General features: G+C 53.2%; 15 protein-coding genes and 2 tRNA genes. 12 read left to right on the top strand and 5 right to left on the bottom strand.

Features of this window, described 5'->3' with window-relative positions:
* Nucleotides 1-113: 113 nt before the first annotated feature.
* The 9 genes from LQZ21_RS02630 (at nucleotide 114) to LQZ21_RS02590 (ending at nucleotide 8,427) form a co-directional block, all read left to right on the top strand.
* Nucleotides 114-968, top strand: coding sequence for a flagellin N-terminal helical domain-containing protein (locus LQZ21_RS02630; protein WP_411042589.1), 855 nt, complete (start codon nucleotides 114-116; stop codon nucleotides 966-968).
* Between the two features lie 462 nt (nucleotides 969-1,430).
* Nucleotides 1,431-1,823: a flagellar protein FlaG gene (locus LQZ21_RS02625; RefSeq protein ID WP_411042588.1), complete on the top strand. Its 393-nt coding sequence runs from the start codon at nucleotides 1,431-1,433 to the stop codon at nucleotides 1,821-1,823.
* 26 nt (nucleotides 1,824-1,849) lie between these two features.
* Nucleotides 1,850-3,889, top strand: coding sequence for a flagellar filament capping protein FliD (gene fliD, locus LQZ21_RS02620; RefSeq protein WP_411042587.1), 2,040 nt, complete (start codon nucleotides 1,850-1,852; stop codon nucleotides 3,887-3,889).
* Between the two features lie 12 nt (nucleotides 3,890-3,901).
* Nucleotides 3,902-4,744 carry a hypothetical protein gene (locus LQZ21_RS02615; protein WP_411042586.1) on the top strand — a complete coding sequence of 281 codons (843 nt, stop codon included), beginning with the start codon at nucleotides 3,902-3,904 and terminating at the stop codon, nucleotides 4,742-4,744.
* 10 nt (nucleotides 4,745-4,754) lie between these two features.
* Entirely contained in the window at nucleotides 4,755-5,885 is a 1,131-nt protein-coding gene (locus LQZ21_RS02610) for a PilZ domain-containing protein (RefSeq protein WP_411042585.1), read from the top strand.
* Nucleotides 5,886-5,912: 27 nt separating this feature from the next.
* Nucleotides 5,913-6,176: a hypothetical protein gene (locus LQZ21_RS02605; protein WP_411042584.1), complete on the top strand. Its 264-nt coding sequence runs from the start codon at nucleotides 5,913-5,915 to the stop codon at nucleotides 6,174-6,176.
* Nucleotides 6,154-6,606: a tRNA (adenosine(37)-N6)-threonylcarbamoyltransferase complex ATPase subunit type 1 TsaE gene (tsaE, locus tag LQZ21_RS02600; protein ID WP_411042725.1), complete on the top strand. Its 453-nt coding sequence runs from the start codon at nucleotides 6,154-6,156 to the stop codon at nucleotides 6,604-6,606. The genes LQZ21_RS02605 and tsaE overlap by 23 nt, the downstream gene beginning before the upstream one ends.
* On the top strand, nucleotides 6,603-7,295 hold the full coding sequence (tsaB, locus tag LQZ21_RS02595) for a tRNA (adenosine(37)-N6)-threonylcarbamoyltransferase complex dimerization subunit type 1 TsaB (protein WP_411042583.1): 693 nt from the start codon (nucleotides 6,603-6,605) through the stop codon (nucleotides 7,293-7,295). Before tsaE ends, tsaB begins: the two co-directional genes overlap by 4 nt.
* A 49-nt stretch (nucleotides 7,296-7,344) precedes the next feature.
* Nucleotides 7,345-8,427, top strand: a complete 1,083-nt coding sequence (locus LQZ21_RS02590; RefSeq protein WP_411042582.1) for an HD-GYP domain-containing protein — start codon at nucleotides 7,345-7,347, stop codon at nucleotides 8,425-8,427.
* Between the two features lie 42 nt (nucleotides 8,428-8,469).
* Here the strand turns inward: LQZ21_RS02590 and csrA are convergent, their stop codons facing one another.
* Genes csrA through LQZ21_RS02565 form a run of 5 tightly spaced genes read right to left on the bottom strand, consistent with a single transcriptional unit; the run spans nucleotide 8,470 to nucleotide 12,926 of the window.
* Nucleotides 8,470-8,703 carry a carbon storage regulator CsrA gene (gene csrA / locus LQZ21_RS02585; RefSeq protein ID WP_411042581.1) on the bottom strand — a complete coding sequence of 78 codons (234 nt, stop codon included), beginning with the start codon at nucleotides 8,701-8,703 and terminating at the stop codon, nucleotides 8,470-8,472.
* Nucleotides 8,697-9,161, bottom strand: coding sequence for a flagellar assembly protein FliW (gene fliW, locus LQZ21_RS02580; protein ID WP_411042580.1), 465 nt, complete (start codon nucleotides 9,159-9,161; stop codon nucleotides 8,697-8,699). The genes csrA and fliW overlap by 7 nt, the downstream gene beginning before the upstream one ends.
* Before the next feature lie 58 nt (nucleotides 9,162-9,219).
* Complete coding sequence (locus LQZ21_RS02575) at nucleotides 9,220-10,467, bottom strand: flagellar hook-associated protein 3 (protein ID WP_411042579.1); 1,248 nt, start codon at nucleotides 10,465-10,467, stop codon at nucleotides 9,220-9,222.
* 46 nt (nucleotides 10,468-10,513) lie between these two features.
* A complete protein-coding gene (gene flgK / locus LQZ21_RS02570; RefSeq protein WP_411042578.1) occupies nucleotides 10,514-12,409 on the bottom strand; it encodes a flagellar hook-associated protein FlgK in 1,896 nt (631 codons plus the stop codon).
* 10 nt (nucleotides 12,410-12,419) lie between these two features.
* Nucleotides 12,420-12,926, bottom strand: coding sequence for a hypothetical protein (locus LQZ21_RS02565; RefSeq protein ID WP_411042577.1), 507 nt, complete (start codon nucleotides 12,924-12,926; stop codon nucleotides 12,420-12,422).
* Between the two features lie 147 nt (nucleotides 12,927-13,073).
* Between LQZ21_RS02565 and LQZ21_RS02560 the strand changes: the two genes are divergently transcribed.
* The 3 genes from LQZ21_RS02560 to LQZ21_RS02550 all read left to right on the top strand — a co-directional run.
* Nucleotides 13,074-13,145 (top strand) — tRNA-His (locus LQZ21_RS02560).
* A gap of 374 nt (nucleotides 13,146-13,519) precedes the next feature.
* A tRNA-Arg gene (locus LQZ21_RS02555) sits at nucleotides 13,520-13,593 on the top strand.
* Nucleotides 13,594-13,878: 285 nt separating this feature from the next.
* A partial coding sequence (locus LQZ21_RS02550; protein WP_411042576.1) for a DUF4372 domain-containing protein occupies nucleotides 13,879-14,317 on the top strand: 439 nt, incomplete at its 3' end.

Here is a 14,317-nt window from a genome sequence, read left to right as displayed (position 1 = left end):
GTTCCGTAATCCAAAGCCGCGGAGAATCGGCGCGAGGTTCTCCGCGGTAATGGTCCCTGCGGTTCGGCCTTGGCTATGGATAGCCGGGGTTATCAACGCATGGAGGGTAATGAATGATAATTAACCATAATATGAGCGCCTTATACGCCAACCGTAATCTCGGGGTGACCCAGGCCGATGTAGCGAAAAGCATTGAACGCTTAAGCTCCGGCCAGCGGATCAACCGGGCCGGAGATGACGCATCGGGACTCGCGGTTTCCGAAAAAATGCGGAGCCAGATCCGGGGGTTAAACCAGGCGGAGCGTAATATCCAGAACGGGGTATCCTTTATTCAGACTTCTGAGGGGTATCTTCAGGAAACCCAGGATATTCTGCACCGTCTACGGGAACTGTCGGTACAGTCCGCCAACGGTATCTATACCGATGAGGATCGTATGCAAATCCAGGTGGAAGTTTCCCAGTTGGTCGATGAGGTTAACCGTATTGCGAGCCATGCTCAATTTAACGGCATGAACATCATGACCGGGGCGTTTGCCCGGGATTCGGCAACCAATAGGGTTATGCAGTTCCAGGTTGGGGCCAATATGGACCAAAATGAACAGGTCTTTATCGGTACCATGACCGCCCAGGCTTTGGGCTTACAGAGCGCCCAAGGGGATACGGGAATCATCACGATTGCCACCCCCGAGGATGCAAATAAGGCTATTGGTACACTGGATTCCGCGTTACGGCAAATTTCAAAGCAGCGGGCCGATCTCGGCGCGTATCAGAATCGGTTTGAAATGGCCTCTGAGGGCGTCGCCATCGCGGCGGAAAACCTTCAGGCCTCCGAGTCCCGGATTCGGGATGCGGATATGGCGTCGGAAATGGTGACCTATGCCAAGGATCAGATCCTGTCCCAGGCGGGGAACGCAATGTTGGCCCAGGCCAATGTGCAGACCCAGTCGGTGTTGCAGCTTCTTGGCTGATAACGGCATTATTTTATTTTGAAGCGTGGTAAGAGACCTCTGGACGTCGTCTTTTAAACGCAAGACGGGAAGGTTCGCGCCCTTCTCCGTCTTTTTTTTAAAGGCCATGATTTCCGTTACTGATACGGAAATGAGGAAAAGCGGGCAAAAGCCTGTTTTTCCCGCAAATAATTGAAGCTGTTTCAAAACTTCAGTTTTGAAACAGCAACCTTAGATTTAAATGCAAAAGCGAGCCTTTAGGCCGCTTTTGCAGAGCCAGTTTTAAGGCTAACCGAATTTTGAAACTGGCTCAATTACGGGGACATTCCCAAAACGCTTGTTTTGGGGTGGATTCTATACAAGGGGGGGATTATTTTTGTTATCGAAGGGGGAGTCAACCCGTACCGGGGTTGAAACCGTCTTATCCAACAAAAACCCCCAGGACGCCCTGGTTTTAAACGCGTCCATTACAGGGAGGTACCGATGGGTATTCAAATTGCCATGGTGGGAAACGGAATAAATCCGGTGGTACCACAGGAACTCCCGCAGGATCGTGGGGCCGCGCGGCAGCAGCAGCTATCGGCCCAAAATCGAATGGCGGAGCAAAAGGCCGCCATTGAAAAATTTGAATCATCCCTGCCGGGAAATCGGGATATGGTAGATATCAAAACTACCGCGGCGGAGCTTGAACGAATCAGTTTCGTATTTAATAAAAAGCTTAAATATATGGTGGATCACGACTCCCATGAAATTACGGTCAAGGTCATTGACCCTGAAACCGATAAGGTAATCAAGGTGCTTCCCCCGGAAGAACTTCAGCGCCTGCATGGGAAGATCAAGGAAACCTTGGGTTTCCTTTTTGACGAACGGATATAAGGGGATAGGGAAAGCAAAGACAGGGTATGTCCGATATATATGTGCCGGGAGTAACGAGCCGATTTGATAGCGATAAACTCATCGAAAACCTTATGCGGGTCGAGCGTATTCCCAAGGAACGGATAGATAAAAACGTAGAAAATCTGGAAACCCAGAAAACCTACTGGCAGGATGTAGGCCGGCGTATAACTACCCTGCGGGAAAGCGCCCGGATCCTCTATTCGTTCCAAAATCCGTTTAATGATCGGATTGTGCGATCCTCCGATGAGTTGGTGATTACCGGAACCGCCACCAGGGAGGCTACCCAGCAGGAACGGAATTTTATCGTCAAACAAATCGCCCAGGCGGATCGTTTTCTGTCCGCTCCCCTGGAGGATTCCTTCCGGGTTGAAGGCGGATCCTATGCCTTTTCCCTGGGGGGGGAGGAGATCTCCTTTGATTTCCGGGGAGGGAGTCTGCGGGAATTCACCGAAGCGGTGAACCGGCAGGGACGGGATAAGCTTCGGGCCAGCCTGGTCACGGTAGAACCGGGAACCAAGTCCCTGTTTTTAGAGTCCCTGCTCACCGGGGAGACAAACCGGCTGGGTTTTTCCGGCGATATGGAAACATTGGCGGTCAAAACCGGCTTAGCCGAGCGAATCAGCGATTCCCGCCGGGATATTCCCCTGGTCCAAGCCGCCCTGGGAGAAATTTCCGGTCCCCAGGAGGCGGTCTCTGTCGGGGAGGATATCCTCCGGGTAGCGGCGGGAGGGGGGGTCTCCATTCCCGTTGACCCCGGCCTGAGGGCCGGTCCCGGTTTGGTCCTGGCCTTTGAAACCGCCACAAAGGTAATAGCCCCGGAAGATATACCTGTCCCCAAACCACCGCCGGGACCCGCCATTCCCGATCCGCCTTCCGTGAGTTACGGGGGGATTACCATAGAAAATGACCCTTCCTCCGTACCTATCCCCCAATGGAAGCCTCCTCCTCCCCCGGTCCGCCGGGACAATATGGCGGTGTTATCCCTGACCTTTTCCGACGGAACTAAAGCCATCCTCCCCCCCATTCGGGATTCGGAGGATTTTAGCGCCTATCAGTACCGGCTTTCGGATATCGCGGGGGATAAAACCATAAATTCCATGGCCCTGGTAAACGATAATACCCATCGGGATATTTCCATCCGTTCCATCCGGGTCTTTGACCCCGATGTCCAGGGGGGAATAAAACCCAAAAACCCCATATCCCTTGCCCAGGACGCGGTGGTTGCTATGGACGGGATCACGGTAAAGCGGCCCATCAACAGTATCGACGACCTTATCCCCGGGGTAAACCTCACCGTCCGGGGACCGTCGGATCGGCCGGTGAAACTTGGGGTGGAACAAGACCGGGAATCGGTTAAAAACGCCATTTTCTCTCTGGTGGGAAATTACAACCGGCTCATGGCGGAGGTAAATGTTTTAACCCGAAATGACGACCGGATCATCCAGGAACTTTCCTACTTGAGCACGGAAGAACAGGATGAGCTGAGAAAGCGGCTCGGAAGTTTCGCCGGGGATTCTACCTTAAACCAGTTTAAACAAAACCTGCAGCGCCTCGCCGGAAGCCCCTACCCTACCATGGCGGAACGGGATCTTTCCATGTTCAGCCAAATAGGGATTGGGACCGATGTACGGGGGGCCGGGGCCGGGTCGGGATACGATCCTTCAAGACTGCGGGGGTACCTTGAAATTGACGAACGGGTATTGGATAATGCTCTGGAAACCAAGCTCCAGGCTATACAGCAGCTTTTTGGTAACGATACCGATGGGGATCTCATTGTTGATTCCGGCATTGCCTATTCCCTGGAAAACATCTCCAAACCCTATGTGGAAAGCGGCGGTATCATCTCCCTTAAGACCGGAACCATCGATTCCCGGATTTCCCAGGATCAACGGCGAATAGAAACCCTGGACCGGCAGCTTGCGGCTAAAGAAGCGGCCCTGAAACTGCAATACGGTCAAATGGAAGGCGCCTATAACCGGATGGAACAGATGTCTACCTCCCTGGAACAATTCAGCCAGCGGGCCAATAACAATAATAACCGGTAGGGAGTAAGTTTTATGAATATAACCATCAACGGAAACCCTGCGGATATTACCCTGGAAAAGGAACAGACCCTGGGGGAACTCCTCTCGGGAATAGAAGACTGGCTGTTGGGTCTGGGACATACCTTAAGCGGCTTACAGGTGGACGGGGCGGTCATAGGCGTTGACTCCGTTGCCGATGCGTTCCAGTGGGATCTGGAAAAAATAAAGACCGTCGCCATAAAAACCAGTACCCATTCCGAGCTGTTGGCGGAAGCCCTTTTTACCGCCAGGGAGGCCCTGGGAACCTATGGGGACGCCCTATTTGATCAACAGAACCGGCTCCGGGAACAATGGAAACAAAGTCCCGCCGGGGTATTTTTATCCGAAAAAGCGCCGGAACTGTACGACAGCATGGTAAAAACCCTGCAGGGAGAAGGGCTATCCCCCCAAAAAATGGAATACCTTATCGATGAACGCCTGCGGGAAGTAGAAAACCCCCAAAAAGAGATCCTGTCTATGGGAGGGGCGGTCACCGGTATAGTCCAACGGCTTGAGGATCTGCCCCTGGACATTCAAACCGGCAAGGACCAACAAGCCGCCGAAACGGTTGCTTTGTTTTCCGGTATAATAGAAAAATTATACCGTCTTATCTCTCTTTTAAACCAACAGGGTTTATTGACGGATGAGGTTACCGTGGAGGACCTTTCGATTCAGGCGTTTATTGAGGAATTTACGGCAGCCTTAAAGGAATTGCTTGCCGCCTATGAGGTAAAGGACGCGGTACTGGTGGGTGACCTCGCGGAATATGAATTAGCGCCCCGGCTGCTTAAACTCTATTCCGCCCTGAGGAGCTCCGTGGAAAGAGCGGTTTCATAAGAGGAAAATCATGATGATGTCGTTTTCAGGAATACAATTATCGTTACTCCAGGAGAATGTTCAGTATTTTAAGGAAGATGATCCCATGGCGGGGATCATCCTTTTGATTGGTATCGGTGTCGTTCTGGTGGGGGGCCTCCTGGGGTCCATTATCAAACACGGGCTCGGCGCCTCCAGTCCGGGGGGTTCTAGTACAAAAGCCGCCGGCCGCCAATTCAGCGTGTTTGCCCTGAACCGGCTGGCAAATTCCTACGGGCTGGACCGGGATCAAAAAAAGCTTTTGGAACAGATCTTTAGGGCCGCGGGGGTTAGTGATCTCCAACGGGTCATGGAGAACCCCACGCTCCTGGACAAATATTTTAGGCAGGCCTATAGAACCATTGAAAGGACCTCCAGTACCGAAGAGGAGGAACAAAGAAAACTTTCCCTGCTGTTTTCCCTCAGAAACATCATAGACAACGCCCAAGCTACGGGAAACATCACGACCACCACCCAGGTGGCGGCGAATTCCACCGTGGTCCTTATCGTTGGAAAAGAAAGCTACCCGGTAAAGGTGCTTTCGTCCGGAAGGGATAGTCTCTCGGTGGAATGTCCCGTGAATGCCCTGGGAAACCCGGTAAAGATCACTACGGGAGCCAAAGTTACCCTCTCCTTCTTTACCAAATCCAGTAAGGGCTTTTCCTTTGATACCAGGGTGGTGGAGAAGACCGATACTTCCCGGGGAACCGTTCTCCAGGTGGCCCACTCCCATAAGGTAAAAAACATGGCCCAGCGTAAATCCCGGCGGAAACAGGCCAGTATGTCCTGCAATTTTTATTTAGTATTTATTGAAGAATCCGGCAGGGGGCGGAAGAAAAAACAAAAATTGATCCTGGATAAACGTAAATTTTCAGGGGCTATTTTGGATATTTCCATAGGCGGATGCGCGATAAAAACATCCACCTTTATCGCGGTAGGTTCACGATTAAAAATTGAAATCGCTTATTCCTCCGAACAGCGCCTGGCGGTACTGGGTCAGGTGCTGAGGATCAACAGAAGCGGGGCCATGGGATCTATCATTATGCACATTAAATTCCTTAAAGTACCCCGGCGGGCTTGGAATACGATAAATGCGATGGTTTTTGAATATGAGTCGGCATAAAGTTCAATTGAAGCAGGTATAGGGTACATGAAAATACTTCAAATCAAAGATATCATCAGAAAGGATGTTCCTATCTATTATCGCCGGCATTTTTCCGGTATTGCCGTTATGGAAGTATTAAGTAAATCCATAGAACGGCGTGTTGATTTTATGATTGAGACCAAACCCACCGGCGCTAAAGAAATATCCTTATCCGTTTCGGATCCGGTAGATTATCCCCTGGCGCCCCTTCTTAAGGAATTAAAGAACTTTGTCATCAATCTGGATGATGCAGGAGGCCTGCCTGGTTGAACTTATCTCGGCCTCCCCGGAAGAGACGATCCATGCCGGGGAACGGATTGCCGGATTTTTACATCCCGGAAGCGTGGTTGCCCTGAGGGGAGGGCTGGGGGTGGGAAAAACCTATTTAACCAAGGGCATAGCCAGGGGATTGGGGGTAAAAGAGGAAATTACCAGCCCGACCTATACCATTATCTGCGAATACCAGGGGAAACTGCCCCTCTATCATATAGATGTTTACCGGCTGGGGGGGGATGATGATTTTAGCGCCCTGGGAGGGGAGGATTTTTTATACGGCCCGGGGGTATCGGTCATTGAATGGAGCGAATTGCTCCGCCACTCACTCCCCCCGGATGTGATAACCGTCGAAATAACCCTGCTTGAGGAAAATCGCCGCCTTATCCGTATTCCGGCCTTTACCATGGAGGAGTTCAATCCATGAATATGCTTGCCCTGGATACGGCTACCTCAGTTTTATCAATAGCCCTTTCCGCAAATAACCGATTATGGTATTTCGAAATTGACGCCGGGCTTAAACATTCCGAACTCCTCATGGAAGGGGTGGATATGCTCTTAAAAAAAGCCGGTTTAGAACCGGAAGCCCTGGAACGGATCGCCTGTATGAAAGGTCCCGGTTCATTTACGGGCCTGCGGATCGGATTTTCCGCCGCTAAAGGGCTGGCCCTTGCCCTGGGGATCCCCATGGTTTCGGTCCCTACCCTGGATTGTATGGCCCATGCCTATTCGGTTTGGCCCGGTCCGGTGCTGCCGGTAATTAACGCCAGGAAACAGCATTATTTTACCGCCCTTTACCGGGGAACCGAGCGGATTTCCCCCTATATGGATGCGGCTCCCGGGGAAATCCTGGAGCTTATCCGATCGGCTTTCCCCAAGGGTTCGGTATTGCTTACCGGGCCCGATGCGGATATGATAAAGCCGGAATTGGGCGAACCGGTTTCCCCGGAAGGTTTTTTGGTCGATCCCTGCCATAAAAACGGAAAAGGCCGGGAATTACTGGACATTGCGAAAAATATTGTTATATTAAATAATAACGAGGTATTATTGGGGCCGTTGTACTTACGGAAAAGCGATGCGGAGTTACATCTCAATGAAACGATTTCAAATGAGTAAATTTTGAAATAACCTCTTGGTTTAATTTTTTAAAGTATAGCTGGAGTATATGATCGAGCAAACAGAATCTTATGACGAATTAGAACCCCTGGAAGAACTGGAGGAACTCGAAGAGGTATCCAAGGAAGCTCCCGAACCGGAACCGGACGATGGGGAGACTTCAAAATTTTTCTCTTCTACCTTGAACCCATTTCTTAACAGTGTTTTTCCGATATTACTCATCGATAATAAAATGAGGATCGTGTATACCAATCCTGCCTGCGAACGCCTTTTTACGGGGTTTTTTAATCTGGCGGGCAGGTATTTTATCGATGTTTTTGGTAAATTTTTTGAAACGGCGGCGATTCGGGAGATCCGGGAGACCATCCTTAACGGAAATAACGGCTACTCCTGGAGGGGGGAAGCCCGGATTAAGTCCCGGGAAATGGTGACGGTTCAAACCAGGGTATATCTTTTCTCCGCGGATTTAAATATCAAACGGCCCCGGGAATTTGTGGTCATGTTTGATGACGTAACGGAAGAAAACAAACAGCTGCTCCGTAGCGTCTTCATGAGCCTCCTGGAAGCCTCGAAACTCAAGGATAATGATACGGGCAAACACATAGTCCGGGTAAATTATTATTCCCGGTGTTTGGCGGAAGAATTGTACCACAAGCCCGGTTACGACCGGATCGACGCGGATTTTATCGATAACATCGGCTTTCTCGCATCCATGCACGATGTGGGAAAGATCGGCACCCCCGACGATATTCTTAACAAAGAGGGGCCCTTGAGCGACTGGGAATGGACGGTCATGCGGGAGCATACCAAAAACGGCGCCTTTATTCTGTCTACCTACCCCAACCCCATGGCAAAGGAAATTGCCCTGAGCCACCATGAACGATGGAACGGTTCGGGGTACCCCTTCCAGTTGGAAGGGGAAATGATCCCCCTGGCCGCCCGGATAGTCAGTATCGCCGACGTATATGACGCCCTGCGGATGGAACGGGCCTATAAGACGGCCCTTTCCCACGAGATAACCGTCCAAAAGATGGTAGAAAGCAGGGGAACCCAATTTGATCCTTCCCTGATCGATGTATTCCTTACCATCAATGAGAAATTTAATACCGTCTATGAGCAGAACAAGGATTAACCGGGCTTTTTTCCCTCCCGGCAGGCCTCCTGTTTTCGGCTGCTACAGGGGGTCCCGCTGGGCTTCAAAATTGAATTCTGGAAATACCGGGGTTGAGGCGGCGGCGGCCTTGTTCTCGGCCTTGATCGCATCAAATACTTCCTGCCGGTAAACTTTCACGCTCTTAGGGGCATCCACCCCCAGGCGGACCTGATCCCCCCGGATCTCTATGATGGAGATGGAAATATCATCGCCGATCATCACTTTTTCGTTGATTTTTCTTGATAATATCAGCATGGGGCCTTCTTCGCCGCATCCGTCCCTTTTACGGACGCCAGCTCTTCCATGATATCATGCTTGGTTTTCCACCGGGTATCGGTCAGGATCGCCTGTTTACCCAGCCGGGACTCCCGGTTGATAATCAGGGGCCCCTGGAGGTTGGCGGTCATGGGACCCTCCGGCGGGATGGTAACAATCGAAAAGGTAAGGGCCATTTTAGGATCCGAAAGGCCGATCTCCCGGAATTCCCCGTCATCCACCTCCACTTCATAGTCGGGCCTGAACAGGAAGGGATTGATCAGAATAAAGGCAAGTTCCTCAACTTCCAGGGCCTGGAGCCAATAAAAGGGCTGCCGTTCCGCATCCAAAAGTATATAGTCCCTTATCCCCTCAAACCCAAAAAGTCCCGCGGGAAACGTAATCTTCTGCCGTTCATCCACCTCGATAATTCCATAGGCTTTGGTCGCAACCTTCACTTCTTTCTCCTCAAATAAATTAACGGAACCGCTAAAACTTCAGTTCCCGGCGGCTTGCTTAACGCAGGAAATCCAGCAGGGTGGGCTGAATGACCTTGGCGGCGGTTTGGAGGGCCGCCTTGTGGGCAAAATCCATCATCCCCAGGTCTGTGGCGGCGGTGGTAAAGTCCAGGCCCGATTCCCTGCCCAAAGCGGCGGTAACATTGGGGATCTCCTGGTTGAGCCGGTTCCAGGTCATTTCCGCCCGCTCAAAGCGGCTCCCCAGGTCGGTGAGGCGGCTGGCAAAATTGCTCATGGCCAGGTCTATACCCCCTATGCCCTGGCTCCCCACAAATTCCTGATCCCCCCGGAACAGGGCGTCCCGGAGGCGGATCACCATGTCGAAGGCGGAACCCCCGGAAACCCGGGCCGCGGGATGCCAGTTGGGCGCCCCGGGGTCACTATTGGCGGTGATGATCCCCAGGTCCTGTAAAACCCGGGAATCGGAACGGTCCTCCAGGCGGATAAGGTGGGCGTTGGTCCCTTCCAGGGCGAGTCCCCGGGTTTCGGGGTCCACATAGGCCTTGACCGGGGCGGAGGAGTCGTTTATTTTGGCCACAATGGCATGGAGGGTATCCCCGGGATTGACGCTTATCTCCTGGCCATCCACATAAAAGGCTCCGGAATCAATGACCCGGTAATCGGAGGCGTCGGCGGTGGAAAAGATCTGCATCTTTTCCGCCCAAAAGGCCTCCCCTCCCCCGATGTCCAGGGACGCATAGGACCCTTCGCTTATCTCGGTCCGGCGGGAGGGGCCGGCGCCCCGGTATTCCACCCGGACCACCATGGATTCCCCTCCCCCCTGGACAGTCCCTTCCACCGCCCGGAAGGGCTCGGTAAAGACCTTGTCCCCGGCAAAAAGCTGCTTGCCGTCGGGACCGATGGTGTTGGATATGGACACCAGTTCTTTGAGGAGTTCGTTAACCTCCACCGCCATATACCGCAGATCCTCCTGGGTATAGGTACCGTGGGCCCCCTGGACGGAAAGTTCCCGGATCCGCTGCATAATGTCATTGGCGTGCCGGAGGTTCCCTTCCACCATTTGGTAGTGTTCCCGGGCATGAAAGGTGTTGGTTTCAAACCGTTCCAGCCGGGTCAGGTATGATTCGTACCGTACCGCATGGGACGCCGCCAGGGGATCATCCCGGAGTTCCCGCAGCCGGGTCTGTCCGGCGATCTTGGCCTGTATACCGGCAAGCCCCTCTTCCTGACGCCTCAGATAGTACTGGGCATCGTTATTCGGCATATCCGTGGAAATTCTTCTCATAATACCTTACTCCTCTGTCTTTCCGCACCCGGAAAATTCAAGGTTTTTATACTCCCATCCGGTTAATAATAGTATCCAGCAGGGAATTGACCGTGGTGATGAACCGGGCGGCCGCGGCATAGCCGTGCTGATACTTGATCATGGCCGCCAATTCTTCATCCATGTTGACCCCCGAAATAGATTCCCGCATGTCCCGAAGCTGCTTCATGGTAAGATTCTGGGTTTCCAGGGACCGGCCGCTTTGTTCCCCCAGGATCCCGATCCGGCCTACCGCATCGGCAAAGTAGTCGTCGAAGGTCCGCAGTTGTCCCACCATGACCGCCGTGTTTCTCAGGGCGGCAATGGCCAGGGCGGCCTCCCCGTTACCGGGGTTGGCCGACCGGCCGTTTTCCCCAAAGCCCGCAGCCACCGACGAGGAATCCCGGAGCAGGGCGGGGTTTACCTCAATCCACCCCGCGGGATGGGCCACCGGGGCCACCGCGTAGTCCAGGGCTCCGCCGGTGAGGCCTTCCACCGCATCCGGTCCGCCCCAGTCATAGGCCCCTTCGGCCCCCGGTTCGTTCAGGAGCCCCGCATACCCGGTAAGGAAGTAGCCCGAATCTTCGATATGGCGGATCACAAAGTCAGGATTGTCCCGGTTCGCCGAGGGGGTTCCCTTGAGGGAAAGATGGCCTTCCCGGTTGATCCGGGCGGTAACCTCCGCGCCGGAATTGTTGATCCGGTTCACCACATCCACCACCATATCCGTGGGATAATAGGGAACTTCCACATTCCCCGCGGCGCCCGATAGGGTTATCACCCCCTCAAGGCCGATCTGGGCCCGGCTTTCCAGGGCATTGGTCCCGTTTATTCTGAAAACATAGCTGGAGTCGTATGCCCCGTCTCCGTCCCGGTCATAGTTCCCCGCCACATTGGTCACAAAGGGGTATTCGGAAAAAAAGTCGTTTCCCGTGGTCCCGTTAAGGCCGTAAGCGGAACGGTGGATCTCGTTCACCATGTCGATAAAATTCATGGTCACCGAATCCAGGGCCTGGATTTCTTCCCGGATGGTCCCGTCCCGCAGCTCCAATAGGGCCCCGAGGCTCCCGCTGTGATGGTCCCGCTGACGGTGGATCTGCAATTCATCCCCGGTATCTTCCCAGACTACCCGGGAAAAACCATCGGTATCTATCCCCCGTTCCAAGTCAAACTGACGGCCGATGCGGCCCTGAACCAGCACCCTTCCCCCGGTATAAACCATAAATTCATCGGGGTCCCGCTGATCCACGGTGACGCTGACTATGGACGAAAGTTTATCCACCAGGAGGTCCCGGCGGTCCAGAAGGTCGTTGGGGTTATCCCCTTGGGCGCGGATCTTCTGAATATCGTTGTTCAGGCCGGCGATCTGCCGGGAAAGATCATTGACCCGTTCCACCGTAAGCCGCACATCCTCTTCCACCATATCCTGAAGCCCCCTGAGGGCGTTAAAACGATCCCGGATCCCGTCGATCATGGTTTTTCCCCGTTCAACCACCGCTATCCGCTGGGGGGTGTCCCCGGGGTATAACGAAAGTTCCTGCCAGGAATCCCAGAAAGCGTCCATCTTACTGCGGATGGAGTTTTCCCCGACTTCCAGATAGGCCTGTTCGATCATACGGAGGTAGGGGTCCCGGGCCCCCCAATACCCTTCCCCGGATGCCTCGGCAATGATCCGCTGATCCAGAAGCTGGTCCCGGATCCGCTCTATCCGTTCCACCACTGTGCCCTGACCTATCTGACCGGGGGTCTCCTCCCGGTTCAACCCGGGAAGGTAGAGGGGTTCAAAGGGAGAGAATTCCACCCGCTGCCGGGAATATCCCTCGGTAGAGACGTTGGAGAGGTTGTGACCGGTGGTATTGATCCCCTGTTGGTGGGCCGCTACCGCCCGTTTTCCTATTTCGATTCCTGAAAAGGTCGAGGTCATTTTTTGCTCCTTAAAAACTATGGTTCAAGACCATACTCCGCATATCCGCAGGCCGCTGGATCCCGCGCCGGGAATAGAGCCGTCCCTTGCGGTCGGGGAAGACGGCTTCGAGGAAGGCCGCCACGGCGGTTCTGGCTTCGTTGAGGTATTCCGTGAGGGAATTATTGATCAGCCGCATCCTGAGGGTTTCCATCTTGAGGGTCCGGTAAGCGGCGGTTAAGGCGGTCCGTTCCGCTTCGGGGAGCCGGGTGGTCAAGGCGTAAAAACCCACATTTTCATCATTACCGGGGCTTGTTTCCCCCGGGACGGAAAAAAACCGGACCCGTTCCGACTCCAGGCTTTCAAATTGATCGCCGTATTCCTGCAAAGCATTGAGAAGTAATTCAAAATCCGCCCAATCCCGGTTCATCACCGCGGTTCTGACCGAATCCTGGAGGGCGGCAATTTTTCTTAAAACCGCGGTTTCCCGCTCAAGGATATCGATCCCGGTCTTATAATCCGAAATGCCTTCATTCATAATGTATACCTCTGATCCAATATCGGCGAAAATCCGGGCCCGGTTTAGGGATACGGGGTAAAGAAGTACCGATAAAAGGATCCCGGCCCGGCCTATTACCTTGACAAAACCCGCTAATTATCCCATAGTAGAAATACTTATTGGATGGTGGATGTAGCTCAATGGTAGAGTCCCAGATTGTGGATCTGGATGTCGCGGGTTCGACCCCCGTCATCCACCCTATGGTAGGTATTAACGGATGGCGCCGTCAGGGCTAAACCACGGCCCGGAGGCCCGAGACAGGACGTCGAGGGCCGGAGGGCGACCCCCGTCATCCACCCTATGGTAGGTATTAACGGATGGCGCCGTCAGGGCTAAACCACGGCCCGGAGGCCCGAGACAGGATGTCGAGGGCTGAAGGGGACCCCCGTCATCCACCTGTATGTTTTTGTTTGTGTGCACGGCGGGGGTCGAAAGGTTTAGCCCGCCGACCAGCGGGAGGAAGAGGCGCCATGGATGGCGCCGGCGGCAGGGCTAAACCACGGCCCGGAAGCCCGAGACAGGATGTCGAGGGCTGAAGGGGACCCCCGTCATCCACCTGTATATTGTGATATGCGTTCGTAGCTCATCTGGATAGAGCGACGGACTTCGAATCCGTAGGTGGCAGGTTCGAGTCCTGTCGAACGCAATGTTAATTCTTTGTATGATAAGGAGTCAGGTATCCCCGACAAAGCCGGGGGCTTGTTTTGTGAACCGCTCAAAGCGGTTTGTTTATGGGCCGCCTAAAGGCGGCTGTACTGGTTAGTTATCATTGAACATTTCCAGTTGGCCTTGTCGTTGGTCCTCTACTTCTTACTCCTGGATCACTGCTGTCCGGTTTAAGTAGATAAAAAAGGAAAAAGCTTGTATTTCGATCTTTTAAATGGTATAAAGGAATTGACATAACTCTATATACCAGAAGGAAATACAAGCTATGACCAAGTTTACCACCGTATTAGCCAGTTTGTTAAGACACCTCAGCAGATCTGATTTTGAAAAGGCCGTAAAGAAACACCAGGCGGACAAGGGAGTGAGAACCCTCTCGACCTTTGATTTATTCAAGCTGATGGGTTACGGACAATTGTCAGGATGTTTCAGCGTCCGGGAGATAGAAAACTCACTGCGGGCCACTAGTTCAAAATTATATCATGCTGGCTTGCCGCAGTTAAGACGCTCCACCTTCTGCGACGCCATGGAAAAACGGGATTGGCATGTTTTTGAAGAGGTGTTTCATGCGGTGGTGGACAAGGCGCAGGGCCTTGCGGGAAAGATGAAGAAACTATTCAAGCATCCCCTGCGGATCATTGACGCGTCGATTATTTCATTATGCCTTGCCCGATACGACTGGGCGAAATACCGTAAGGCGAAAGGGG

It is taken from the genome of Treponema sp. TIM-1 (assembly GCF_046533115.1).
In the GTDB taxonomy this organism is placed as follows: Bacteria; Spirochaetota; Spirochaetia; order Treponematales; family Breznakiellaceae; genus JAIRMO01.
The sequence above is the reverse complement of the archived record's forward strand: the minus strand, read 5'-3'. Positions and strand labels throughout refer to the sequence as shown.

Excerpts from the sequence above, each read along its gene's own strand:
- LQZ21_RS02575 (WP_411042579.1), bottom strand. The coding sequence starts at position 10,467 with ATGAGAAGAATTTCCACGGATATGCCGAATAACGATGCCCAGTACTAT.
- LQZ21_RS02590 (WP_411042582.1), top strand. The coding sequence starts at position 7,345 with ATGATCGAGCAAACAGAATCTTATGACGAATTAGAACCCCTGGAAGAA.
- LQZ21_RS02630 (WP_411042589.1), top strand. The coding sequence starts at position 114 with ATGATAATTAACCATAATATGAGCGCCTTATACGCCAACCGTAATCTC.
- fliD (WP_411042587.1), top strand. The coding sequence starts at position 1,850 with ATGTCCGATATATATGTGCCGGGAGTAACGAGCCGATTTGATAGCGAT.
- LQZ21_RS02615 (WP_411042586.1), top strand. The coding sequence starts at position 3,902 with ATGAATATAACCATCAACGGAAACCCTGCGGATATTACCCTGGAAAAG.
- LQZ21_RS02565 (WP_411042577.1), bottom strand. The coding sequence starts at position 12,926 with ATGAATGAAGGCATTTCGGATTATAAGACCGGGATCGATATCCTTGAG.
- tsaB (WP_411042583.1), top strand. The coding sequence starts at position 6,603 with ATGAATATGCTTGCCCTGGATACGGCTACCTCAGTTTTATCAATAGCC.
- tsaE (WP_411042725.1), top strand. The coding sequence starts at position 6,154 with ATGCAGGAGGCCTGCCTGGTTGAACTTATCTCGGCCTCCCCGGAAGAG.
- LQZ21_RS02610 (WP_411042585.1), top strand. The coding sequence starts at position 4,755 with ATGATGATGTCGTTTTCAGGAATACAATTATCGTTACTCCAGGAGAAT.
- LQZ21_RS02605 (WP_411042584.1), top strand. The coding sequence starts at position 5,913 with ATGAAAATACTTCAAATCAAAGATATCATCAGAAAGGATGTTCCTATC.
- LQZ21_RS02625 (WP_411042588.1), top strand. The coding sequence starts at position 1,431 with ATGGGTATTCAAATTGCCATGGTGGGAAACGGAATAAATCCGGTGGTA.
- flgK (WP_411042578.1), bottom strand. The coding sequence starts at position 12,409 with ATGACCTCGACCTTTTCAGGAATCGAAATAGGAAAACGGGCGGTAGCG.
- csrA (WP_411042581.1), bottom strand. The coding sequence starts at position 8,703 with ATGCTGATATTATCAAGAAAAATCAACGAAAAAGTGATGATCGGCGAT.